The sequence below is a fragment of the Mesorhizobium sp. B2-1-3A genome (assembly GCF_006442655.1).
In the GTDB taxonomy this organism is placed as follows: domain Bacteria; phylum Pseudomonadota; class Alphaproteobacteria; order Rhizobiales; family Rhizobiaceae; genus Mesorhizobium.
The window spans coordinates 541979-561552 of the sequence record NZ_VFWK01000005.1; the positions used below are offsets into that span (position 1 = coordinate 541979).

General features: G+C 61.8%; 25 protein-coding genes. 10 read left to right on the plus strand and 15 right to left on the minus strand.

Annotated elements, in window-relative coordinates; all coding sequences use genetic code 11:
• Position 1: 1 nt before the first annotated feature.
• Genes cyoB through cyoD form a run of 3 tightly spaced genes read left to right on the plus strand, consistent with a single transcriptional unit; the run spans position 2 to position 2972 of the window.
• Complete coding sequence (gene cyoB, locus FJ977_RS22860) at positions 2-1969, plus strand: cytochrome o ubiquinol oxidase subunit I (RefSeq protein ID WP_140774437.1); 1968 nt, start codon at positions 2-4, stop codon at positions 1967-1969.
• Entirely contained in the window at positions 1966-2598 is a 633-nt protein-coding gene (gene cyoC / locus FJ977_RS22865) for a cytochrome o ubiquinol oxidase subunit III (protein WP_140774438.1), read from the plus strand. Before cyoB ends, cyoC begins: the two co-directional genes overlap by 4 nt.
• Positions 2598-2972, plus strand: coding sequence for a cytochrome o ubiquinol oxidase subunit IV (gene cyoD / locus FJ977_RS22870; protein WP_140774439.1), 375 nt, complete (start codon positions 2598-2600; stop codon positions 2970-2972). The genes cyoC and cyoD overlap by 1 nt, the downstream gene beginning before the upstream one ends.
• 96 nt (positions 2973-3068) lie before the next feature.
• Here cyoD and FJ977_RS22875 read toward each other — a convergent pair whose 3' ends face one another.
• Together FJ977_RS22875 and FJ977_RS22880 are read right to left on the minus strand one after the other, a co-directional pair.
• Positions 3069-3434 carry a YciI family protein gene (locus FJ977_RS22875; protein WP_140774440.1) on the minus strand — a complete coding sequence of 122 codons (366 nt, stop codon included), beginning with the start codon at positions 3432-3434 and terminating at the stop codon, positions 3069-3071.
• A gap of 48 nt (positions 3435-3482) precedes the next feature.
• Positions 3483-3824: a VOC family protein gene (locus FJ977_RS22880; RefSeq protein WP_140774441.1), complete on the minus strand. Its 342-nt coding sequence runs from the start codon at positions 3822-3824 to the stop codon at positions 3483-3485.
• 189 nt (positions 3825-4013) lie between these two features.
• Here FJ977_RS22880 and FJ977_RS22885 point away from each other — a divergent pair, with 189 nt between their 5' ends.
• Positions 4014-4253, plus strand: coding sequence for a low affinity iron permease family protein (locus tag FJ977_RS22885; protein ID WP_348643222.1), 240 nt, complete (start codon positions 4014-4016; stop codon positions 4251-4253).
• Positions 4254-4297: 44 nt separating this feature from the next.
• On the opposite strand, the gene FJ977_RS22890 is transcribed toward FJ977_RS22885, so the two are convergent.
• Entirely contained in the window at positions 4298-4480 is a 183-nt protein-coding gene (locus FJ977_RS22890) for a hypothetical protein (RefSeq protein WP_140774442.1), read from the minus strand.
• Positions 4481-5954: 1474 nt separating this feature from the next.
• On the opposite strand from FJ977_RS22890, the gene FJ977_RS22900 reads away from it, so the two are divergent.
• The 3 genes from FJ977_RS22900 to FJ977_RS22910 are packed head-to-tail and all read left to right on the plus strand — an operon-like array spanning position 5955 to position 6681.
• The gene (locus FJ977_RS22900) at positions 5955-6176 is read left to right on the plus strand and encodes a DUF768 domain-containing protein (RefSeq protein ID WP_140774444.1); all 222 of its coding nucleotides are present in this window, start codon (positions 5955-5957) and stop codon (positions 6174-6176) included.
• Positions 6173-6391 (plus strand): DUF768 domain-containing protein, encoded by a 219-nt coding sequence (locus FJ977_RS22905; RefSeq protein WP_140774445.1) that lies wholly within the window; start codon positions 6173-6175, stop codon positions 6389-6391. Before FJ977_RS22900 ends, FJ977_RS22905 begins: the two co-directional genes overlap by 4 nt.
• Positions 6391-6681, plus strand: coding sequence for a DUF768 domain-containing protein (locus FJ977_RS22910; RefSeq protein WP_140774446.1), 291 nt, complete (start codon positions 6391-6393; stop codon positions 6679-6681). The genes FJ977_RS22905 and FJ977_RS22910 overlap by 1 nt, the downstream gene beginning before the upstream one ends.
• On the opposite strand, the gene FJ977_RS22915 is transcribed toward FJ977_RS22910, so the two are convergent.
• The 12 genes from FJ977_RS22915 to trbB all read right to left on the minus strand — a co-directional run bounded on the left by FJ977_RS22915 (position 6675) and on the right by trbB (position 17084).
• Positions 6675-7037, minus strand: a complete 363-nt coding sequence (locus FJ977_RS22915; RefSeq protein ID WP_140774447.1) for a nuclear transport factor 2 family protein — start codon at positions 7035-7037, stop codon at positions 6675-6677. The two genes, FJ977_RS22910 and FJ977_RS22915, sit on opposite strands and share 7 nt — an antisense overlap.
• Before the next feature lie 425 nt (positions 7038-7462).
• Positions 7463-7684 (minus strand): DUF2274 domain-containing protein, encoded by a 222-nt coding sequence (locus FJ977_RS22920; protein WP_140774448.1) that lies wholly within the window; start codon positions 7682-7684, stop codon positions 7463-7465.
• A gap of 1 nt (position 7685) precedes the next feature.
• Complete coding sequence (locus FJ977_RS22925; protein WP_140774449.1) at positions 7686-8822, minus strand: TrbI/VirB10 family protein; 1137 nt, start codon at positions 8820-8822, stop codon at positions 7686-7688.
• The gene (gene trbG / locus FJ977_RS22930) at positions 8819-9883 is read right to left on the minus strand and encodes a P-type conjugative transfer protein TrbG (protein ID WP_140774450.1); all 1065 of its coding nucleotides are present in this window, start codon (positions 9881-9883) and stop codon (positions 8819-8821) included. Before trbG ends, FJ977_RS22925 begins: the two co-directional genes overlap by 4 nt.
• Positions 9880-10569, minus strand: coding sequence for a conjugal transfer protein TrbF (trbF, locus tag FJ977_RS22935; RefSeq protein ID WP_140774451.1), 690 nt, complete (start codon positions 10567-10569; stop codon positions 9880-9882). Before trbF ends, trbG begins: the two co-directional genes overlap by 4 nt.
• A 3-nt stretch (positions 10570-10572) precedes the next feature.
• Entirely contained in the window at positions 10573-11931 is a 1359-nt protein-coding gene (gene trbL, locus FJ977_RS22940; RefSeq protein ID WP_140774452.1) for a P-type conjugative transfer protein TrbL, read from the minus strand.
• 2 nt (positions 11932-11933) lie between these two features.
• Positions 11934-12260, minus strand: coding sequence for a putative entry exclusion protein TrbK-alt (gene trbK-alt, locus FJ977_RS22945; RefSeq protein ID WP_140774453.1), 327 nt, complete (start codon positions 12258-12260; stop codon positions 11934-11936).
• 11 nt (positions 12261-12271) lie between these two features.
• The gene (gene trbJ, locus FJ977_RS22950) at positions 12272-13030 is read right to left on the minus strand and encodes a P-type conjugative transfer protein TrbJ (RefSeq protein WP_140774454.1); all 759 of its coding nucleotides are present in this window, start codon (positions 13028-13030) and stop codon (positions 12272-12274) included.
• Positions 13027-15477, minus strand: a complete 2451-nt coding sequence (trbE, locus tag FJ977_RS22955; RefSeq protein WP_140774455.1) for a conjugal transfer protein TrbE — start codon at positions 15475-15477, stop codon at positions 13027-13029. Before trbE ends, trbJ begins: the two co-directional genes overlap by 4 nt.
• A 10-nt stretch (positions 15478-15487) precedes the next feature.
• The gene (locus FJ977_RS22960) at positions 15488-15769 is read right to left on the minus strand and encodes a VirB3 family type IV secretion system protein (RefSeq protein ID WP_140774456.1); all 282 of its coding nucleotides are present in this window, start codon (positions 15767-15769) and stop codon (positions 15488-15490) included.
• Positions 15769-16104 carry a TrbC/VirB2 family protein gene (locus FJ977_RS22965; RefSeq protein WP_140774457.1) on the minus strand — a complete coding sequence of 112 codons (336 nt, stop codon included), beginning with the start codon at positions 16102-16104 and terminating at the stop codon, positions 15769-15771. The genes FJ977_RS22960 and FJ977_RS22965 overlap by 1 nt, the downstream gene beginning before the upstream one ends.
• Entirely contained in the window at positions 16101-17084 is a 984-nt protein-coding gene (gene trbB / locus FJ977_RS22970; protein ID WP_140774757.1) for a P-type conjugative transfer ATPase TrbB, read from the minus strand. The genes FJ977_RS22965 and trbB overlap by 4 nt, the downstream gene beginning before the upstream one ends.
• 392 nt (positions 17085-17476) lie before the next feature.
• Here trbB and FJ977_RS22975 point away from each other — a divergent pair, with 392 nt between their 5' ends.
• The 3 genes from FJ977_RS22975 to FJ977_RS22985 are packed head-to-tail and all read left to right on the plus strand — an operon-like array spanning position 17477 to position 19561.
• Positions 17477-18136 (plus strand): amino acid ABC transporter permease, encoded by a 660-nt coding sequence (locus FJ977_RS22975; protein WP_140774458.1) that lies wholly within the window; start codon positions 17477-17479, stop codon positions 18134-18136.
• Positions 18126-18785: an ectoine/hydroxyectoine ABC transporter permease subunit EhuD gene (gene ehuD, locus FJ977_RS22980; protein WP_140774459.1), complete on the plus strand. Its 660-nt coding sequence runs from the start codon at positions 18126-18128 to the stop codon at positions 18783-18785. The genes FJ977_RS22975 and ehuD overlap by 11 nt, the downstream gene beginning before the upstream one ends.
• Positions 18785-19561 (plus strand): amino acid ABC transporter ATP-binding protein, encoded by a 777-nt coding sequence (locus FJ977_RS22985; protein ID WP_140774460.1) that lies wholly within the window; start codon positions 18785-18787, stop codon positions 19559-19561. The genes ehuD and FJ977_RS22985 overlap by 1 nt, the downstream gene beginning before the upstream one ends.
• Positions 19562-19574: the final 13 nt, after the last annotated feature.

The window sequence follows — 19574 nt, forward strand, 5'->3', positions numbered from 1 at the left end:
CGTGTTCGGCAAACTGAGTTGGAGTGCCATTCCCTTCGACCAGCCGATCCCGCTTGCCGCTTCGCTGCTGGTGATCGTTGCGATGTTCACGATCGCCGGCCTTGTCACATGGCGCGGCTGGTGGGTCTATCTGTGGCGGGAATGGATCACCAGCGTTGACCATAAACGCATCGGTGTGATGTATGTCGTTCTGGCGCTGGTTATGCTGCTGCGCGGCTTCATCGACGCCATAATGATGCGCACGCAGTTGGCATTGGCCGCAGCGGGCGCCCAAGGCTATCTCACCGCCGACCACTACGACCAAATCTTCTCGGCGCACGGCACGATCATGATCTTCTTCGTGGCGATGACCTCCATGGTCGGGTTGATGAATTTCGCGGTGCCCTTGCAACTGGGTGTTCGCGATGTCGCCTTCCCTGTGCTCAATTCGGTCAGCTTCTGGCTGACTGCGGCCGGCGTGCTGCTTGTCAATCTGTCATTGGTGGTGGGCGAATTCGCCAAGACCGGCTGGCTTGCCTATCCACCGCTGTCGGAGCTCGCCTATTCGCCAGGCGTCGGCGTCGACTATTACCTCTGGGCGCTGCAGATATCGGGCATCGGCACGCTGCTGTCCGGCATCAACCTCACCACCACCATCCTCAAGCTGCGTGCCAAGGGCATGGGTTACATGCGTATGCCGATCTTCTGCTGGACGGCGCTGGCGTCGAACCTGCTGATCATCGCAGCCTTTCCGATCCTCACCGCGACCTTCGCCATGCTTTTGCTGGACCGCTATCTCGCCTTTCATTTCTTCACCAACGAACTCGGCGGCAACGCCATGATGTACATCAACCTGATCTGGGCCTGGGGTCATCCGGAGGTCTACATTCTGATCCTTCCAGCCTTCGGAGTGTTCTCCGAGGTTATCGCGACCTTCTCGGAAAAACCTCTCTTCGGCTATCGCTCGATGGTCATCGCGACGATGGCCATCTGCATGCTGTCGTTCATGGTCTGGCTGCATCACTTCTTCACCATGGGCGCCGGCGCCGACGTCAACGCCTTCTTCGGCATCATGACCATGATCATCGCGGTTCCGACGGGCGTGAAGATCTTCAACTGGCTGTTCACGCTGTATGGCGGCACTATCCGTTTTGAAGTGCCGCTCTACTGGGCTCTGGGCTTCATGGTCACTTTCGTCATCGGGGGCATGACCGGCGTCCTGCTGGCCATCCCGCCGGTCGACTTCGTCACCCACAACAGCCTGTTCCTCGTTGCCCATTTTCATAACGTGATCATCGGCGGCGTGCTGTTCGGCACTTTCGCCGGCTACACATTCTGGTTTCCGAAGGCGTTTGGGTTTTCGTTGCATGAAGGCTTGGGCAAGGCGATCTTCTGGTGCTGGTTCATCGGCTTCTATCTCGCCTTCATGCCGCTCTACGTTCTCGGCTTGATGGGCGCTACGCGGCGTATGCAGCACTATGGCGAAGCCGGCTGGCAACCGCTGATGATCGTGGCACTTGTTGGCGCGGTGGTGATTGCCGCTGGTGTTCTCCTCACCATTGTCCAGCTTGCGGTGAGCATCCGCGGTCGCGAGCAGCGTCGCGACGCCAGCGGCGATCCCTGGAACGGCCGGACGCTGGAATGGTCGACGCCCTCTCCGCCGCCGCCATGGAACTTCACAACAGCGCCCACTGTCGATGGGCTGGATGCATATTGGACGACCAAACAGCAGGCTGGTTCCGAACATAAGGGTAATGCCAAAACTGGTCCCATAGCCATACCGAGAAACAGTCCAGTCGGCGTGATCCTGGCATTCTTCGCCGTCGTCGCCGGCTTCGCACTGGTCTGGCACATATGGTGGCTGGCGATTGTAGGCCTGGTCGGTATCCTTGCCGCGTGTCTGGCTCGCGCTTGGCAAGTTTCGACAGACGAAGACATATCGACCGAGGCGATCGAGACATACCGGCACAGCTCTGGATACCAGCCATGACGCAAGGCGATGTCGTGGTCGCAGCATCAAATCTGGACCCGTCCGCGCAACCCTTGTCGCAACGCGGTCCAGCTTCAGCCGACACGGTCGTACGTTTCGGCTTCTGGCTGTTTCTGTTGAGCGATGTCGTGGTGTTCGCAGCGCTGTTCGCAGCCTACGCCGTTCTTTCCCACCAGACAGCCGGCGGGCCGACCGGTTTGCAACTTTTCGAGCGCGGCCGAACGTTCCTCGAGACGGCGTGCCTGCTCACCTCGAGCTTGACGTGCGGTGTCATGTCGCTCGCCGTACAGCGCCGCAGCACCTCTCTGGTCTATGGCTGGGCAGCGGCAACGTTTGCGCTTGGATGTGTTTTCGTTGGGTTGGAAGTTTCGGAATTCGCCGGCCTGATCACTGCTGGTGCCGGACCGACCCGAAGTGCATTCTTATCAGCTTTCTTTACTTTGGTCGGCGCGCATGGCCTGCATGTCAGTCTCGGCCTGTGCTGGTTGCTGGTGATGATGGCGCAGGTCGCCACACTCGGCTTCCATCCCATGGTCATGCGCAGGCTGCTTTGCTTCAGCCTGTTTTGGCATGCGCTCGACATCGTCTGGATCGGTGTTTTCACCATCGTTTATCTAGGAGCCCGTTGATGCGACAGGACGACAACGCACCGAGCAATGACCGCGCACCCGGCGAGCACCGCGACGGGCGACAGAGCGTCAGAACCTATTTGCTGGGCTTTGGCCTGGCGGTGGTGCTGACGCTTGCATCTTTCTGGGCCGCCCAGACGGACCTTGTTTACGCACCAGCCGTGCCCATACTTCTCGCCGCCTTGGCTGTCGGACAAATGGGGGTCCATCTGGTCTTCTTCCTGCACATCTCAAGCGGGCCGGAAGACACCAACAACATCCTCGCCCTGGCGTTTGGGGTTTTCGTTGTTGGTTTGATTGTATTCGGGTCGATGCTGATCATGGCGCACCTCGACGCGAACATGCTGCCGGTCGATCCGTCAATGTCAATGTAGCGACGTCCCAGCGGTCAGGGTGTTCGGCGTCAGAGAGATCCTCGAAAAAGTAGCAGTTCGGGATCGCCGTCGCCAAGACGGCGCGACTTGTTTCGGTCAAGTGACGGTGTCGATTGGCCGGATTTCGATCTCGCTGTATCCAGGCATCGGGTTCGGACATCGCTTCACCCAAGCAACAGCGTCAGCCATGTCTTTCACATTCCAAAGCCAGTATCCGGCGACCAGCGAACTCGTATCATTGAAAGGCCCGTCGACTACCGTTCGATCAGTCCCATCGAAGCCAACGCGCTTTCCTTCGGAAGAAGGTCTAAGGCCATTGCAGTCGCTCGGTTTCATGATGCCAGCCCTGACGAGTTCGTTGTTGAACCCGCCCATCTCCTTGAGCATTTGATCCATCTTATCCTTCGGTACGGATTCGTTCTCGCTATCGGTCGTCGCCTTTACCAGAACCATCACGCGCATCGAATTCTCCTTTCCCAACATATTCCCAGACCTGCCCCTGGCAAGTTGTCACCTCGGCGGTTCGGCAAGGGTGATCTGGTTTCCGTCAGGGTCGTTCAGTTTGGCAATTTTGCCGAAGCTGCCTTCCCTCTCACCACTCAGCCGAAGCCCAACGGCCTGCAGCGATGCGCGAGCGTCGGCCATATCTGGCACGACGATCGTGCAAAGGCTTGACCCTGCGTTTTCGCCGTCTTTGAAAATCTGGATGTTGGCCCCTGCCACGTTTCTCCATTGGATCAGGTTTTCCATGGGTCGGTCGTCCGGGCCACGATCGAAGAGCTTCGTGTAGAACTCTTCGGCCACAGCAATATCAGTGGCCGCGAGTGCCGCGTAGATACCCTGAATGCGCATGCCGGTCCTCCTGTGCTTCGGCATCAATTCGAACCCACTCTAAAGGTTCCGGCGGGCGCTATTGATGGAACCCGCCACGGGCTTCCACGTCCGCCGCATGACAAACCTTCGACAATTGCTGACAGAAGCAGCGCGGCCTCGAGGCCGGCTGCATTCCTAATACTTGGAGGCTTCACCGGGAGCTGGGTGGTGTTCGAACCCGAAACGCTTGATTGGCACGGCATTGCCACGCTGGTCACCTGGGCGATGACGCTGTTTATCCAGCGGGCAGAACACCGCGAAACGCAAGCCCTGCAGGCGAAGCTAGACGAGTTGATCCGGGCAAGCGACGCGGCGCGGGATGATATTGCGGAAATCGACGAGCGAGAGCCCGTGGAAAGGATACGTGGCTCGACGCGTCCTGCGAAGCCGGCCCCTGCCAAGCAATAACAGCCGTCAACGGCACGTCGGTGGGCGTCGGAAAGGTAGGCGATTCATTTCGGCGGCTTGCGGTCCAGCTTTTTAAGCAATGCCCTCATGTCGTCTGGGATCCAACGTTCGGTGCGGAACAATGGCAGCGCGCCTAAATGCCGTCGCATGATTTTGTTCGTCAGCTGTCGCCGAAGCAATTCAGCCAGCGTTTCATTATTTTGCGGATCTAAAGTCTTGCCCGTCAACGTCGCTGCTGGGCCTTCCCTTCGGCCCAAATCGTTAGTCATGTGGCTGGGATGGTCGGTTGGCCTGTGAGTCAGGCAGAAGCTCTGCAGCCAGCACTGTCTCGGTCAGGTACGCCCTAACATCACCCACTGCATCTTTTATATTATCCAGCAGAATGCCACGACGCTCGGCATCGGCAATACACTCATTTGCGAGCGCCTCAGCCGCAGTATGGGCAGGGCGCTTCGGCGGCGCATCAGCGGCATGGTCTTATCCATTTACGTACGAACTGCATTGTCGTGTTGACCAAGATATCCTTCTAATCGGCCAGATTTGCCTCGATCCCGACATCATTTTCCGTCGATTGCCTCCGAGATGTGTGAGAACGCATCTCTCAAACGAAAGATGCGTGCTCACAGGCGGCCGCTTCCTACATGCGTGGTCGGTCGTGACGGTTCGGTGCTTAGCTTATGCGACAAAATCAAGTGGTGGTTTTTTCGCTCGGCGGAACCTCATGGCTATGAACTGGTTTGCAAATCGCAGCAGTCCCTCCGCTGCGACCGGAGAATTTCGTTCGTCGGCCCGCATCATCCCCCAGGCGGCGCGGGTTTGAAAGCGCGGGCCGGAATCTTTTAATATGTGGGGATCGTGTGGGAGAAATTTCCCAAATTTGCATTGCGTTTGTGCTCCTGGTTTACCTGTTTTTCACTGCAATTGCATGAACGCGGATGGAACCTGCGTCGCTAGGCGAGGTTGTCAGATGCGACAGGTTCTTCAGCGGTTCCTGGTCGCGACCGAGAGATAAATCTTGGTCGGCCCGCGTCTTCTGCCGAGGTGCGCGGGCCATCCGCTTTTGAGGGTGGCTGATGATGATCCAGAAAATATATGAGAACAAGGCGCGACAAGGACGCTTGGGTCGCCCGGTTCTATTCGTTCTCCTGGGCGGATTATTGCTCGCTCTGATTGCTTGGGGTATCGCCGAAACATACGGCGAGAAAGCCAAGTCGCCGGGCACGCAAGAAGGCCGAGGGAGCGGCACCGACTCGCCCGGAGAACCGCCAGCTCAGAATGACCCTATAAAAGCGAAAGTCGCTGGGTAGCCGGAAACGAACGAAGTGCGTTGATGCTTAGATGCAAATCCCCCGGCGCGACGGCCGGGGGCTTTAGACAATCTCGTTGCAACAACAAATGATAGCAGTTTCCGGATTTATATTTTCGGAACAACGCGTTGCTGATTTCATTTTGGTCGACCGAAACCCGGGAGGCTTGAATGGCACGACGGTCAATGGACAAGGAAAGGATCTCCAGAGCGGATCGCGAGTCCAGGCTGGTTATAGAGACGGAGCGGGAAGCTCGCGATGCGAAGACAGCGCGTCTGCGCGAACTGCGCCTGCAGCAAGAGGCCATGGCCCCAAAAATGCAGCAGCTTGCTCCAACACGCCGCGCACCCGCATCTAAACGCCCGACGCGGCGCGTCATCGAAGTCGACTGACAATGACTACCCGGGGCATTAATTTCCTCGACCGGTGGATCATCAACAATGTCCCCGAGACAGCTAGGGCTGATGTCGTCTCGATCGATGAGCTGACCCACAAGCTGTTCGCAGATGCCAAAGCAATCGGGATAAAGCGCGCTGAGATAGATGAGGAGGTCGATAGTATCTATCGCACGATCCTCGACGCAATTGTGCACTATGACGCTGGAAATCCCGAATGAGCTCGCGCGGCATCGACTTTCTGGACAAGTGGATGGCCGAGCAACTTCCCGAAAACGTGACGGATGATCCTGTCTTGATCAGCGATCTCGCAGATTGTGCAATGAGGGCAGCTGATAAGGCCGGCATCCCTATCGGCGAGATCAGCGAGGAAGTGCGCAGCGTATTCGAGGTCATTGCGGAAGCCTTGGACCACCGTGAGGGCGGCACGCCCTGATGACACAACGCGCGATCCGCTTCCTGCATCCTTGGCTGGATCGCAACGATCTGCTCGACGGTCGTCCAGTCGATGACGGCGAAATCTCTGAGCTCGCCAATCGGCTTTTTACCGAAGCCGAGGCAGAGGGGATCAGCGACAAAGAGATTTCAGAAAAGCTGGCACGAGGTCCACAAGAGCCTTATCGACATCATCCGTCGCCGCCACGCTCCGCCCGCGCGAAGGCAATAGTTAGCCGCGGCACCGCCGGACGTCCCGTGCCAAATGGGCCAAGTGGTGACCGCTATTGATGAAGGTGGTAGAGCTTACTGACGATCTTCCACTCTCCGGTGATCTTGAGAAGGGAAAGATAGTCCGTGAACCGCAAGCTCCCGAACTCGGTCTGTACCTTGACGGTGGCTGCATCATTGGTGAGGTCGATCGAACCAATCGCCGAACTTGGCTTATCGTTGGGGACAACAGCCGCGCCGAGCACCTCGGCGACGTATGCGTCGACGGAAAGCCATTCCGTCGCCCCCTGATAGTTGCCGATAATCGAGGCCGCGTGATGAAATGCTGCTCTCAGTCCCTGCTCGTCAGAAGTGGAAATGGCCAGGACGTAGCGTTCAACGGCAGCCTTTATCTGTTTTTCGTCGGCCTGTGACATTCTAAAGCAGCTCCCACTTCCCTAACGCGTAACGGTCAGGCCATGGATTGCGGTGGTATTTCTCGACCCGTTCCCGACACGTTCCCATTCTGGTCTTCCGCAACGATAGGCCGGTGATCTTATGAGTGGCCGGGTCTTCGTCAAGACGACAATCGCTGACGTGGTATGGGGCTTTGAGTTCGGGCATAGCTGCGGCATCGAGCGAGGTGCTGTCGCGTGTTGGCGGTCGCATTGGATCTCATGTCGCCCGGAAGCTTGGTTGACTGGGTCCAGTAATCTCATACGCACTTGGAACAGAACTGCCGCGATAAAAAGCCTTTATCCTCGGAGACAAGGCACACATGTCGTTGCGCTTATCGAGGCAATTGCTGTCGTTTTGAGATCGCGCCGAGTGCGCCGGCCCAGAACGAAATTCTATGGTTCTTCTAGAGCTTTCCCTTCTTGGCCTTCGCAAAGCCCCGATCCGTCGCGATGAACCGCGCAAGCATCGGGACGACCAAGCGCAACGGATCTACGGATGATTGCCCCGTCTCTCTGGCTAGGATCTCCGCGTAGCTGACCAGATCGCTATGCAGCGGCGCTGGCAGCTCAACCGTAATCTTGACCGGCTTGTCGTCGGTGATCGTCGCGAGCTTCAGCTTGGCCATCTCAACCTCTGTATGGTTCAAGAACAAGGTCGCGGGTAACGAGCACGCGGACGGGAAATCCAGGTCGGATCGTAAGCGTCGGCGCGATAGCGAGCTGCCGTTGAACGACCTGCTGGCCTACCTGGCTGACGCTATCGGATGCACCGTCGCGCAAAGCGCGCACGATGTCGCTGTCGTGGCCGGACGAACCGGCCTGCGCGCCAACACTCAAGACAGTCGACAGCGCCGCAGCCTTGAACAACTCGCCCCAGTGATAGTCGACGCCATCCTCCAGGCCGGCATAGCCCTGAGCATCCGTGCCGGGCTGACGCTCGAGAACGATGGAACGTCCGTTGGGAAAGATCAGCCGGTTCCAGACGAGCAGCACGCGGCGCTGACCTGAACCAATTGCGTTGTCGTACTGCCCGACAATACGGGTGCCTTGCGGGATGAGCAGCGCGCGGCCGGTGGGACTGTCATAGACATTTTCGGTCACCTGGCCGGTGATCTGACCGGGAAGGTCCGACCGGATACCGGTAATCAGCGCGGCAGCAATCACGGCACCGGCCTGAAGCACGTAAGGCGACGCGGGAGGGATCACTTGATCCGGGGCCACGGTACGCCGATCTGCGGCGGCCGACAGGAAGGAAAGCTGCCGGTCCTGCCCATTTGGCTGACCGACCTGATCGGCAAGATCGTTTACGGCAGGGTTGGTCGTTTCGGCCGTCCTCGTATTCTCCTGCCCTGTCTGGAAGAAGACGCGCGAGGTTCTTGCCGCCTCCTCCTCGGCCCGCCGGCGTTGCTCGGCTTCGTCAACGGCGGGGCTCGCTATCGAGGGTGGCACGACGGCCTCTCCCTTGTTTTGGGCATCGAGGATCGGCCGGCCAAGATCGCCAGGCAGCGGCGGCCCGAGGACCGGACCGGTATAGTCGTGCGGCAGGCGTGCCAGTCCGTCGGCGGGTGGCCGGTTGGAGGTAGGGTAGAGCTCCGCACCCTGCTTGATTATGTTCGCGTCCTGGAGAGCGTAAATCAGTGCGCTCCCGACACCGAGCGAGGCGAAGAAGCCGATGCCTGCGAGCATCTTGCGCGACAGACGTGTCACGCGCGGCGGGTCGGGGCGAAGCCGCATGGGTTCGACGGCGATGTCCTTCTCGTTCATGGCTGCACCGCTCCTCCGCGGGTTGAGTTCGGCGCCGTCCATGCGGCGCGGTCGCCCAGCCTGCGCCATAACCTTTCCGTTCTTCCGCCGTCGGTACGAACGATCCTTACCGTCTGCTGCCGCTTGCCCGCGCCAAGACGCAGTTCGGCAGCACCAAACAGGCGGTCGACGATCAAGACGTTTTGATAGACGCGACTGTTGGCGATTTCAGCTTCGCCGTCCGGACCGATGACGAAAATCGGCGGCATCTCGCCCTGCACGATGCCGCGCGGAAACTCGACGTAAACTCTGCGGCCGTCGTCATAGGCGCTTACCGGCTTCCAGGGTGGGCTGTCGCCGGCAAGGCCGTAGCGATAGTTGCGTGCTGCAGCGTCCGGAATGACCGGCGTTGTGGCGATGCTCTGCATAAGCCCCGCTTTCGCAGACGGATACGACCACGCAACCGCAGGCATGTAGGGCTTCGCCCCTGCCCGCAGCTCAAGCATGTAGCTGCGCCGGTCCGTGGCGATGACGAGGTTGGTCGTGATGTCGGCCCGCGAGGGTTTCACCAGAACGTGGACGCGCCGGGCAATGCCGGAGCCGCTTTCGGTATCGCCGATGATCCAGCGCGCGGTATCGCCGGCGGCGATCGGACCGTCTCCGGTCAGGCTCTCGCCCGGCTCGAGCGCGATGTCCGTTATCTGGCCAGGCGCGGCGTAGACCTGGTAGAGGGCTCCCTCGCTCCATGGATAGACCTGAATGGCATTGTAGTAGCCTTCCCGGCGCGGCTCCACGCGCGCGGCAGCGTTTGCGTTCTCGACGCGCGCGGCCGGCGTTTCGCCGTTAGCGCCGCCTTGCGCGGGTGCCCAGCCCGGCGGCACGCGCAGAGGTTTCGGCGTTTGCTCCGTCGCGGCGACTGGTGCCGGCGGCAACGGCGCGACATAGGCATCGTAGGTGATCTTCGGCGGCTTCTTCAAAGGCGTGGCGCAACTCGCAAGCAGTGCCGCCCCCGAGACCAGCACGGCCGATAACAGGCTTCTTGTGACAATCGTACCGGCAACAACACGCAATGTCGTGGTCATTGGCTCATCTCCCGCGACCAGTCGATGGCGTTGACGTAGATCCCGAGGGGATTGGCGCGGAGACGTTCGGCGTCATTTGGCATCTGCGTCACGATTGTCAGGATCGCAGTCCAGCGCTCGGTGCTCGAAAGCTGGCCGTTTTCATAGCGACGCTCGACCCAGGCGACACGAAAGGAGCTCGGCGAGGCCCGGATGACCGACGAGACCTCGACCGCGACCTGCTGCTTGCCGATCCTGGAGAAAGGGTCGTTGGCGCGCGCATAGTCGTTGAGCGCCGCAGCGCCCTTGTCGGTGGTCCAATCGTAGGCGCGCAGCCAATCCTGGCGCAGGATGATGGGATCGGCTGGGATGGAGCGCACTTGTTCGACAAAGCGGGCGAGATGCCACGCGATCTGTGGATCGGTCGGCTTATAGTCGGCGATCGCGGGCGCGGTCGCTTGCGCCTGGCCCAACGCATCGACTTGCACCACCCAAGGCACGACAGTGCCGCGGCCGAGTTGCCAGACCAGGGACGTGGCGAGGCCTGCCGACAAGAGGAGCGACCCGAATGCCATCGCGCGCCAGTTCCGTGCCTGCACGCGAGCCGAGCCGATGCGCTCGTCCCAGATCTGTTCTGCTTTCTGATAAGGGGTTTCAGGTCGAGGGGTCTTGCCGTAGTGGGTGGCGGGGCGCCTAAAAAGTTTCATGGATCATTCGCCTTCACTAAGAGAAATCGAAGCGCCCGCGCCATGGCTGTCGCCGGCGCGCACCGCGTGAGCAGCGGTCTGGGCGCCGTGGGCGAGGCGTTGAGAGCGATGCAAACGTCTGGCCCATTCGGGCTGTCCATGAGTTCCGGATGGCTTGCCCGCGCCGGACGCAGGAGCCGCGGCGCCGCCGATCGTGCCCATGGTCGACGAACCGCCGGTGATTTCGACCGCCGAACTGGCGCCGGAGGCGAAGTCTGACTTAAGCGATTGACCGGTGTTTGCGGCGGCGCGCCTCAGGGGGGATATTGCTGCCGCAGCGCCAGCGCGCGCAATGCCGCCCACGCCCGAGGCGATGCCTGCCGCGCCAGTTTGGCCGGCGGCGCCAAGCGCATAGGCGGCGGAAGCGCCGCCAGCGAATGCGTTACCGGCACGCGTGGCCGATGCCGCTCCCGAGAATGCGGTTGTCCCACCTCGCGCTGTCAGGCCTGCTGCGCCCAAGCCAGCGGCCGCCGTGCCGCCCGCGGCAAGACCAGTGGCGACGGCCGCACCAGCGCCAAGCTGTGGGCCGCCTGACACGATGCCGTTGGCAATGCCAGGACCGAATATGCCGAGCCCGAGCAGCGACAGCGCCGCCAGCACGATCGCCATGGCCTGGTCGATGGTGAGGCTCTCGCCGCCGAAACCTTGGGTGAATTCGCCGAAGAGCGTCGATCCTATGCCGATGACGACGGCAAGCACCAGAACCTTGATCCCGGACGAGATGACGCTGCCGAGCACGCGCTCGGCCATAAAGGCAGTCTTGCCGAAGAGACCGAAAGGGATCAGCACGAAGCCGGCCAGCGTCGCCAGCTTGAACTCGATCAGCGTCACAAAGAGCTGCACCGCCAGGATGAAGAAGGCGAGCAGGACAAGTGCCCAGGCAAAGAGCAGGCAAGCGATCTGGATGAAATTCTCAAAGAAGGAGACGTAGCCCATCAAACCGGAGATCGCCTCGAGCAACGGTCGTCCGGCGTCGAGGCCGGTTTGCGCCACCTTGCCGGGATGCAGCAGGTCCTGTGCCGAAAAGCCGGTTCCACTCGCCTTGAGACCAAGACCGGCGAAACTCTCAAATACGATTTGGGCGAGGCTGTTCCAGTTGGAGATCAGGTAGGCGAAGACACCGACGAAGAGCGTCTTCTTGACGAGCCGCGCAAGAATGTCGTCATCAGCGCCCCAGCTCCAGAACAGCGCGGCAAGCGTCACATCAATGACGATCAGCGTTGTGGCAACGAAGGCGACCTCGCCGCCGAGCAGCCCGAAGCCGCTGTCGATGTAACGGGTGAAGGTGGCCAGGAATTGGTCGATGACGCCGGTGTTGCCCATGTCTACTGGCCCACGCGCTGAGGAGCATCTGGCGATCGCGAGAAGGCCGGCCCGCCTGTCGAACGCTCCGACGGCTCTCCGAGACCGAGGAAGCGATCGCGCTGCTGGACCCACAGTCGCGCACATCCATCGTCGCGCAGAGCAGCCTCGCCGAGCGCCTGGCAGTGGCGCAGACCGTCGCGCACCGGGTCCGGCATCAAGCCTGCGGTTGTGTGCACACCCTCGCCCGCCGGCTTGTCCTGCTTCCGGCTCATACCGAGCGCAGCCGCGGTGACGGCGGCCGCAACAAGGATGACAGCCGCCGTACGAGCGAGCGTTTTGCCGTCCATGGACGTCGACCTCAGCGGTTGAACATCTGGACCGAGTTGGCCTGGTAGCCGGAGCCTGGCGCCAGGAAGCGGCGGCGTTGCTCACGGCCCTGATCGACCGCGGCAGCGCGTTCGGCCTCGCTCAGAGCCTGGGCGCGGCCATTGGCGGCGACCACAGCGGTCAGGTCCGCGAGCTGCTGCCCCTGGAGCGCAAGAAGCTGATTGCCGGCTTGCGTCGCCTGCAGCGCTCCTGTCGCCGACTGGCTCGCGTCTACCAGCGCCGACATCTGTGCGCGGCCGGTCTCTATATTTCCAACCACACCGGCCTGGACGCGCATGGCGTCCTGAAGGCCGCCCACCGTGTTTTGCCAGCGCGCGCGCGCATCGGTGACGAGATCTTGGTCGGATGCAGAGAGCGAGACGCCGCCGTATTGCTGCTGAAAGGCCTTGTCGACCTGCTGGACGTCGAAGGCGATGTTTTGTGCTTGCCCGAGAAGCTGTTGCGTGCGCTGTACCGACTGTTGCAGTTGCTGCAGCGAGGACAAAGGCAGGCTGGCCAGGTTGCGCGCCTGGTTGATCAGCATCTCGGCCTGGTTCTGAAGCGAGGTGATCTGGTTTGTGATCTGCTGCAGCGAACGCGCGGCCGTCAGAACATTCTGCGAATAGTTCGATGGATCAAACACGATGAAGGCATGAGCCGGCACAGTCATCATCGGCGAGAGAGCGACCGGCGCGGTGAGCATCGCCGCGGCCAGAAAAATGGCGCGCGGGCGGTTTTGACGAACAGTCATGATTGAGGATCCTTTTCAGCTTCGGCAGGGGTCAGGTCAGGAATAAGGTCGGCAGCCCAGCCGACGCCGCGGGCACGCAGCCAGGCCGCCAGGAAGCCGTCGCGGCCATGGTCGGCGATGATGCTGCCGATCAGCGCCTGATCGCTCTTCGCGGACGCCGCGCAAAGTGCCAGCCCGACTTCCGACAGGCCGAGCTCGAACAGACGGTTGCCGCGACGGGACTGGCAGTAGTAATCGCGCTTGGGTGTTGCTCGCGCCAGGATTTCGATCTGGCGGTCGTTCAGGCCGAAGCGTCGATAGATGGCGGTGATTTGCGTCTCAATCGCGCGCTCGTTGGGCAACAGCAACCGGGTTGGACAGCTTTCGATGATCGCCGGCGCGATCGCCGAATTGTCGATATCGGCAAGCGACTGGGTGGCGAAGACGACGCTGGCGTTCTTCTTGCGCAGCGTCTTCAACCATTCGCGCAACTGCCCGGCAAACCCCTCGTCGTCAAGGGCAAGCCAGCCTTCGTCGATGATGAGCAGCGTTGGCCGCCCGTCGAGCCGGTCGCCGATGCGATGAAACAGATAGGACAGGACCGCCGGCGCGGCCTGCGTGCCAACCAGACCCTCGATCTCGAACGCCTGCACGGATGCCTGGCCGAGGTGTTCGGACTCGGCGTCGAGCAATCGGCCGTGCGCGCCTCCGACACAGTACGGGCGCAATGCCTGCTTCAAGTCACTGGCTTGCAGAAGGACGCTGAGCCCGGTGATGGTGCGCTCCTCGACGGGAGCCGAGGCAAGCGACGTCAACGCCGCCCAGATATGCTCCTTTGCATCGGGGGTGATCTGGATACCCTCACGCGTCAGGAGCGAGACGATCCAGTCAGCCGCCCAGGCGCGCTCGTACGTGTCGTGAACCCGGGCGAGTGGCTGCAGCGAGACGGAGGCGTCCACGCCTTCGGTAAGGTGCCCCCCGAGATCGTGCCAGTCGCCACCCATGGCGAGCGCCGCGGCGCGGATAGAGCCGCCGAAGTCGAAGGCGAAGATCTGAGCGTTGCGGTAGCGGCAGAACTGCAGCGCCATCAGCGCGAGCAGCACCGACTTGCCGGCGCCAGTGGGGCCGACGACCAGCGTATGACCGACATCACCGACATGAAGGACCAACCGGAACGGGGTCGAGCCTTCGGTCTTGCCGTAAAGCAAGGGAGGACTGACCAGATGCTCGTCCCGTTCCGGCCCCGCCCACACGGCAGAAAGGGGCATCATGTGGGCGAGATTGAGCGTTGAGATGGGAGGCTGGCGGACATTGGCGTAGGCGTGCCCGGGCAACGAGCCGAGCCAGGCGTCGATGGCGTTGACGGTCTCGACAATCGCCGTGAAGTCGCGGCCCTGGATGACCTTCTCTACAAGCCGCAATTTCTCGTCGGCGACGCGCGGGTCGGCATCCCAGATGGCGACGGTCGCGGTGACATAAGCCATGCCCGCCACATCGGCGCCAAGCTCCTGCAACGCGGCGTCGGCGTCCGCCGCCTTGTTGGCGGCGTCGGTGTCGAGGAGAGCTGACGCTTCGTTGGTCATCACCTCCTTCAGGATCGAGGCGATGCTCTTGCGCTTGGCAAACCATTGCCGCCGTATCCTCGTCAACAGGCGGACAGCGTCGACCTTGTCGAGAAGGATGGCGCGGGTCGACCAGCGGTAGGGGAAGGCCAGCCTGTTGAGGTCGTCGAGCAAGCCGGGTGTCGTGGCGGTCGGGAAGCCGACAATCGAAAGCACGCGAAGATGCTTGTCGCCAAGCCGCGGTTCGAGCCCGCCGGCGAGCGGCTGGTCGGCCAGCAGCGCATCGAGATAGATCGGCGTTTCGGGGACGCGCACCGGATGCCGCTTTGTCGAGACGGTCGAATGCAGGTAGGTCAGCGTCTCGCCGTCATCGAGCCAGCGGCATTCCGGCATGAACCCGTCGAGCAGGGACAGCACGCGCTCTGTGCGATCAACAAAAGCGCGCACGATCTCGCCCGGATCCGCGCCCGACTGGTCGCGCCCCTCATAAAGCCACCCCTCGGCGCGGGTGACGTCTTGCGGCGGCGGCAGGAACAGCAATGTGAGAAAGTAGCTCGATACGAAATGAACCCCCGCCTCGTCGAAGTCGGCTTTGCGCTCGGCATCGACGAGGCCGGAGGCCGCGTTGGGGAACTGGCTCTCGGGATAGGGAGCGGCCTCGTGCCGCTGCGCTTCGACGAAGATGCTCCAGCCCGAGCCGAGGCGACGGAAGGCATTGTTGATGCGCGATGCCACAGCGACCAGTTCCGCCGCGACAGCGGAATCGAGATCAGGCCCGCGAAACCGCGCGGTGCGCTGAAAACTTCCATCCTTGTTGAGCACGACGCCCGGCGCGACGAGCGCTGCCCAGGGCAGGAAGTCGGCAAGGCGGGCAGCGGTCCGGCGGTATTCGGCAAGGCTCATCATGGCGGCGCCCTCAAACCGACAGATGTCCGGGGAGCCGCAGGTGCCGGCGCCCAACCTCGAAAAACAGCGGATCGCGCCTTGCGGCCCATACCGCGGCGAGATGTCCAATTGCCCAGATGAGGAGGCCGGCCAGCCACAGCCGCAGCCCAAGGCCGACCGCGCCCGCCAGCGTGCCATTCAGGATCGCGAATGCGCGCGGCGCGCCGCCGAGCAGGATTTGCTCGGTCAGCGCCCGGTGGACGGGCACCGTCCATCCCGGCACTGCATCAAGCTGTTCGAAAGCGCTTTTCATCAGATCAGCGCTCCGCCACCGAACGAGAAGAAGGACAGGAAGAAACTCGACGCCGCGAAGGCGATCGAAAGGCCAAAAACAATCTGGATCAGCCGCCTGAAGCCGCCCGAACTGTCGCCGAAGGCCAGCGTCAGGCCGGTGACGATGATGATGATAACGGCCATGATCTTGGAGACCGGCCCCTCGACCGACTGCAGGATCTTTTCGAGTGGCTGTTCCCACGGCATTGAGGAGCCCGACGCCTGGGCACTCGACGCGACCAGGAGATTGACGGCAAGGGCGACGGCGGCAGCTGCGGCCAGGTGGCCGTGGCGGCGTGCAAGGCGGCGGATCATGGAGTTTCTCCCGGGTTGATCGGCGTGGCTTCAACAATGCGATAATCGCCATCGGTGCCGAGACCCTCGACCCGGACGAGCTCGATCAGGCGTCGCGCGGCGCCACGTCCGGCGAGGACGGCGACGAGGCCGATCGTGTCGGCGATCAACGCACGCGGGACAGTGATGACGGCTTCCTGGATAAGCTGCTCGAGGCGGCGCAGGGCGCCCATGCCGGAGCCCGCATGAAGGGTGCCGATACCGCCGGGGTGCCCGGTTCCCCATGCCTTCAAGAGATCCAGGGCTTCCGAGCCGCGCACCTCGCCGATGGGAATGCGATCGGGCCGCAGGCGCAGCGAAGAGCGAACCAGGTCGGCGAGTGTGACGACACCGTCCTTGGTTCGCATTGCGACAAGGTTGGGCGCGGCGCACTGCAGTTCGCGGGTGTCCTCGATGATAACAACCCGGTCCGTTCCCTTCGCCACCTCTTCGAGCAGCGCGTTGGTGAGGGTGGTCTTGCCGGTCGACGTGCCGCCGGCGACAAGGATGTTGGCGCGCCCGGCAACCGCGGCGCGCAAGATCGCGGCCTGACCGGCCGACATAATGCCCGCCGCGACATAGTCATCGAGCGTGAACACGGCCACGGCGGGCTTGCGGATCGCGAAGGCAGGCGCTGCGACGACAGGCGGCAGCAGGCCCTCGAAACGCTCGCCGGTCTGCGGCAACTCGGCCGAGACACGCGGGGAACGGGAATGGACCTCGGCGCCGACATGATGGGCGACCAGGCGCACAATCCGCTCACCAGCGGCCGGCGCAAGTATTTCCCCCGTATCGGCCAAACCTTCCGAAAGCCGATCCACCCAGATGCGGCCATCCGGGTTCAGCATGACCTCGATGATCGCGGGGTCGTCGAGAAACCGGGCGATGGCGGGTCCGAGCGCGGTGCGCAGCATACGCGAGCTGCGCGCGCGTCCTTCGGTATCGTTGTGCGCCATAGCCATCCTGTCCCCGTTTGGACCGGGAACACGTCGAACATCGCTCCGGTCGGGGACGATCAAAAGAGCCCTGGAGCGGTCCGATTCAACAGGTTTCAGCCGTCATCGTAGCGTAGCGTGCAATGACCGGCCAACGGCGATGTCGACGGCCGTAGCGTTATTATATGAACTTTAGCAATAATATGTACATGTTTATTGACATCTGACTCCGACGCGGTTTATGAGAGAGCCATCGATGGCTTGCCCCTACAGGCGATCGTTCTTTTCAAGGCGCGGAGGATTGCCATGAGGTCCGGTCCGGAGGGCGCGATTTCTGAGCGCAAGGCCGCCTTTCTCAGACACGCCGAGACGATACCGACATCGTCGCCTCCCCTTTCCGCGAAGAGTGGTGGGACCCCGTGAGCATGCTCGACATCTGGCTGGGCATTCTGCAAGGGCTGGGCATCACCGCTGAGGTCACCGCCTATGGCCTGGTCTTTGCGGTCCCCTTCGCGCTCGTCTTCGGCGTCGCGCAGTTTCTGACCACCGGCATCACCCGCTTTCTGGTTACCGCCGTGATCGAATTCTGGCGCAGCTCAGCGGTCGTCGTCCTGCTCTTCATTTTTTATTACGTGCTGCCAGTGATGGGGATCACTCTATCGGCGCTGACCGTCAGTGCATTGGTGCTCGGCCTCAACGCCGGCGGCTATGCCAGCCAGGCGGTTCGCGCCGGGCTGCAATCTCTTCCGGCCGGCCAACGCGAGGCGGGCATGGCGCTCGGCCTCTCGCGCCCGGCGATCCTGTTTCTGATCGAACTGCCGCAGGCTTTGGTCGCCATGAGCCCCACCTTCGTCAACAACCTTATCCAGCTCGTCAAGGCGACTTCCCTCGTCTCGCTGGTCACGCTGACGGACATGACCTTCCGGGCCAAGGAGATCGCGCAGACCGAATACGACCCGGTCGCGATCTATTCGGCGCTGCTGCTGGCCTTCTTCGTCGTGTGTTATCCGATCGCGCTTGCCGGCCGCTGGCTCGAGGCGCGGGTCAATCCTGAAAGAGGAACGCCGCGTGGGATTTAACTTCGACTTCGCACTATCGACCATCCCGACGATCATCGGGGCGATCGGGACCACCCTGCTCGCAACGGTCTTGAGCTGTATCGGGGCTTCCGCACTCGGCTTCACTTTCGAAATGCTCCGCCGCAGCGGCGGTGCGCCTGGCCTCGCCGTCCGCTTCCTGATCGACTTCATCCGCTCGACGCCGGTTCTGGCCTGGCTCTATTTCCTGTATTTTGTGCTGCCCTTCTACGGAGTCCGGCTTGGCGCCATGACGGTCGGCGTATTGGGGCTGAGTCTCTATTACAGCGGTTATCTGGCGGAGGTGTTCAAAGCGGGCATCGACGCGATCCCGAAGGGCCAGCAGGAAGCAGCCAGAGCGTTGTCGCTCACACGCCGCGACACGGTCGTTTTCGTCATCGCGCCGCAGATGTTGCGCAACATCGCCGCCCCATTGGGCAACTATGTTGTTTCGATCCTCAAGGCGACGCCCTATCTCGCGATCCTGGCCGTGCCCGAAATGCTCGGACGCGCCTTCGATATCGCGTCCGAAACCTATCGCTACGCAGAGCCGCTGACCGTGGCCGGCATTCTGTTTCTCGCCCTGGCGCTGATCGTTGCTTATGGCGTGAAGCGCATCGAGCAGCGCCTGCTTGCAGCTGGACGTCGCTGATGCTCGCTCAAGCCCCACATCCAGTGCCGGCCGTTCAATCCATCCCTCATGTGCGGATCGACGGCCTCAACAAATGGTTCGGTTCCCTGCAGGTTTTGAAAGACATCGATCTGACGGTTGGAGCGGGCGCGCGCATCGTCGTTTGCGGACCGTCCGGCTCCGGCAAGTCGACCTTGATCCGCTGCATCAACGGTCTCGAGCCTTTCCAGAAGGGAACGATCCAGTTCGAAGCGGCAACTCTGGGAAAGGATGCCCGCGCTGCTGCAAAGGCCCGCCGGCAGACAGGCATGGTGTTTCAGAGCTTCAATCTGTTCCCTCACCTCACCGTGCTTGCCAACTGCACGCTGGCGCTGCGCAGGGTTCTCTTGAAACCGGCGCGTGAGGCCGAAGAGATCGCCATGCAGCATCTGACAGCGGTGCGCATCCCCGAAAAGGCGCAGGCCTACCCGGCCCAGCTCTCGGGCGGTCAACAACAAAGGGTGGCGATCGCGCGCGCGCTTTGCCTCAATCCGCGCATCATGCTGTTCGACGAACCCACCTCGGCGCTCGACCCGGAAATGATCAAGGAAGTCTTGGACGTCATGATCGCGCTGGCGGGAAGCGGCGTGACCATGGTCTGCGTGACCCATGAAATGGGTTTCGCACGCGAAGTCGCGGATGAAATCGTTTTCATGGACGAAGGCCGCATCGTCGAGCAGGCCACTTCCAAAGACTTTTTCTCAGCCGCCGCTCACCCCCGCGCCCGGCTTTTCCTGGATACCATCCTGAGCCATTGAGCGTCGATGCGTG